The organism is Bradyrhizobium sp. (assembly GCF_016462955.1).
In the GTDB taxonomy this organism is placed as follows: Bacteria; Pseudomonadota; Alphaproteobacteria; order Rhizobiales; family Xanthobacteraceae; genus Bradyrhizobium.
Genome location: NZ_JAEMSD010000703.1, coordinates 1 through 2,816, shown reverse-complemented (window position 1 = coordinate 2,816; position 2,816 = coordinate 1). Strand labels below are relative to the sequence as shown.

Here is a 2,816-nt window from a genome sequence, read left to right as displayed (position 1 = left end):
CGACCGAAGGCCAGGTGCTGCGCCTGCGCATCCCCGAGCTCAACGAGGAACGCCGCAAGGAGCTGGTGAAGGTCGCGCACAAATATGCCGAAGCGGCCAAGGTCGCCGCGCGCCATGTCCGCCGCGACGGCCTCGACGTGCTCAAGAAGCTCGAGAAGAATCACGAGATGTCGGAGGACGATCAGAAGCGTCACTCCGACGAGGTGCAGAAGGCGACCGACGCGACCATCGCCGAGATCGACCAGCTGCTGGCCGTCAAGGAAAAAGAGATCCTCACCGTCTGAGGCGCGATGAGGACCATCATCGCGCTTTAGAGTATCGTTCGCGCATGATCTTGTCGGAAAACCGCTTCGCACTTTTCCGGATCATGCTTTGAGGCACCGCCTTCATGTCCAACGCCGCCGCGCCAGCAACGGAACTAACCGACCGGTCCGAGGCGCCTGCGCATGTCGCCATCATCATGGACGGCAACGGGCGTTGGGCGGCGGCGCGCGGCTTGCCGCGTGCCGAAGGCCATCGCCGCGGCGTGGACGCTCTGCGCCGCGTCGTGCGCGCCTCGCACGAACTCGGCATCCGCTATCTCACCATCTTCTCGTTCTCGTCGGAGAACTGGTCGCGCCCGGCGAGCGAGATCGGCGACCTGTTCGGCCTGCTGCGGCGCTTCATCCGCAACGATCTGGCGAGCCTGCATCGCGACGGCGTCAAGGTCCGTATCATCGGCGAGCGCGAGGGGCTCGATGGCGACATCTGCGCGCTGCTCAACGAGGCCGAGGAGCTGACGCGCGACAACACGCGCCTGACGCTCGTCGTCGCCTTCAACTACGGCTCGCGGCAGGAGATCGCGAAGGCGGCGCAGAAGCTGGCCCGCGAGGTCGCGGAGGGAAGGCGGGACCCTGCCACGATCGACGCCGAGACGCTCGGCGCGCATCTCGATGCGCCCGACATCCCCGACCCCGATCTCATCATCCGCACCAGCGGCGAGCAGCGCCTCTCCAACTTCCTGATGTGGCAGGCGGCCTATAGCGAGCTCGTCTTCGTGCCGATCCACTGGCCCGATTTCGACAAGGCGGCGCTCGAGGATGCGATCGCCGAATTTGCCAGGCGCGAGCGCCGGTTCGGCGGCCTGGTCGCGAAAACCGCCTCGTGAGCGAACACGACGCCGCACCGGCGCCCACGAAGCCGGCCCAGAGCAACCTGATGCTGCGAATCCTCGCAGCGTTGGTGCTGGCGCCGCTGACCATTGCGATCGCCTATGCCGGCGGCTGGCTGTGGGCGCTTCTCGTCACCCTGGTCTCGATCGGGCTGTTCGCGGAATGGCTGATGGTGGTTGGCGCGGGATCGGCCGCGCTGACCGGGATAGGGACGATCGTCATCGCCATGATGGGGGCCTCGGTCGCGTTCGGCGCACTCAAGACCTCGATTGTCACCGGTCTGATCGGCGGTGCGATCGTGACGCTGATGGCGCGGGGCAAGTTCCTGTGGGCGGCTACGGGTTTTGCCTATGCCGCGGCGGCGCTGCTGGCCTCGATCCTGGTGCGGAAGGATCTCGTCAACGGCTTCTCCGCGCTGATGTTCGTGCTGCTGGTGGTGTGGGCGACCGATATCGGCGGCTATTTCGCCGGCCGCAGCATCGGAGGACCGAAGCTGTGGCCGCGGGTGAGCCCGAAGAAGACCTGGTCCGGAGCGTTCGGCGGCTTTGCGGCAAGTCTTGCGGTTGCGGCCGGCTTTGCGGCTTTCGGCATCGGAAAGGCGGTTCCACTGCTGCTCGTCGCAGCTGTGCTGTCCGTGGTGTCCGCCTTGGGCGATCTGTTCGAATCCGCCGTGAAGCGGCGCTTCGGAGTCAAGGATTCCAGTCACTTAATTCCCGGGCATGGCGGGCTTATGGACCGCCTGGACGGTTTTGTCGCCGCCATCCTGGCGGCATGGATAATCGGCTTTCTCCGCCATGGTGTGCATAGCGCCGGAAGCGGTCTTATGGTTTGGTGAGGCTATGAGCGCGGTCCCATTGCGTAACAACAGGCTTGCGGCGTCCGACGTCCGCAGCGTCACGGTTCTCGGCGCCACCGGCTCGATCGGCGACAGCACGATGGACCTCTTGCGCGCCTCGCCCGAGCGCTATCGCGTAGAGGCGCTGACGGCGAACGGCAATGTCGCGGCGCTGGCCAAGCTGGCGAGGGAATTCTCGGCGCGTTACGTCGCGATTGCCGATACGTCCAAGCTCGCAGAGCTCAAGGATGCGCTGGCGGGCACCAGCACCGAATGCGGTGCCGGCGAAAGTGCGGTGATCGAGGCCGGCGCGCGCCCGGCCGATTGGGTCATGGCGGCGGTGAGCGGCGCGGCCGGATTGAAGCCGGCGCTGGCGGCCGTCGATCGCGGCGCACATGTCGCGCTCGCCAACAAGGAGTGCCTGGTCTGCGCAGGTGATTTCTTCATGCAGCGCGCGGCAAAGGCGGGCGCCTGCATCCTGCCGGCCGATTCCGAACACAACGCGCTGTTCCAGGCGCTCAGCTCGGGCAATCGCGACGAACTCGTCCGCGTCATCATCACGGCCTCCGGCGGCCCGTTCCGGACCTGGAAGCCCGCCGACATCGAGCAGGCGACGCTCGAGCAGGCCCTGAAACACCCGAACTGGAGCATGGGCCAGAAGATCACGATCGATTCCGCCTCGATGATGAACAAGGGCCTCGAGGTGATCGAGGCGTCCTATCTGTTCGCGCTCGCGCCGGACGAGATCGACGTGCTGGTTCATCCGCAGTCGATCATCCATGGCATGGTCGAGTTCTCGGATTGCTCGGTGGTGGCCCAGCTCGGCGCGC

General features: G+C 66.1%; 4 protein-coding genes. All 4 read left to right on the top strand.

Annotation, left to right across the window (positions count from 1 at the left end; all coding sequences use genetic code 11):
- Positions 1–284, top strand: a 284-nt coding sequence (locus JHD07_RS37120; protein ID WP_291631226.1) for a ribosome-recycling factor, incomplete at its 5' end; no start/stop codon positions are given.
- Between the two features lie 104 nt (positions 285–388).
- Entirely contained in the window at positions 389–1,147 is a 759-nt protein-coding gene (locus JHD07_RS37115; protein ID WP_291631224.1) for an isoprenyl transferase, read from the top strand.
- Positions 1,144–1,986 carry a phosphatidate cytidylyltransferase gene (locus tag JHD07_RS37110; protein WP_291631222.1) on the top strand — a complete coding sequence of 281 codons (843 nt, stop codon included), beginning with the start codon at positions 1,144–1,146 and terminating at the stop codon, positions 1,984–1,986. Before JHD07_RS37115 ends, JHD07_RS37110 begins: the two co-directional genes overlap by 4 nt.
- Positions 1,987–1,990: 4 nt before the next feature.
- Positions 1,991–2,816: 1-deoxy-D-xylulose-5-phosphate reductoisomerase (gene dxr, locus JHD07_RS37105; RefSeq protein ID WP_291631220.1), on the top strand; the 826-nt coding region annotated here is incomplete at its 3' end.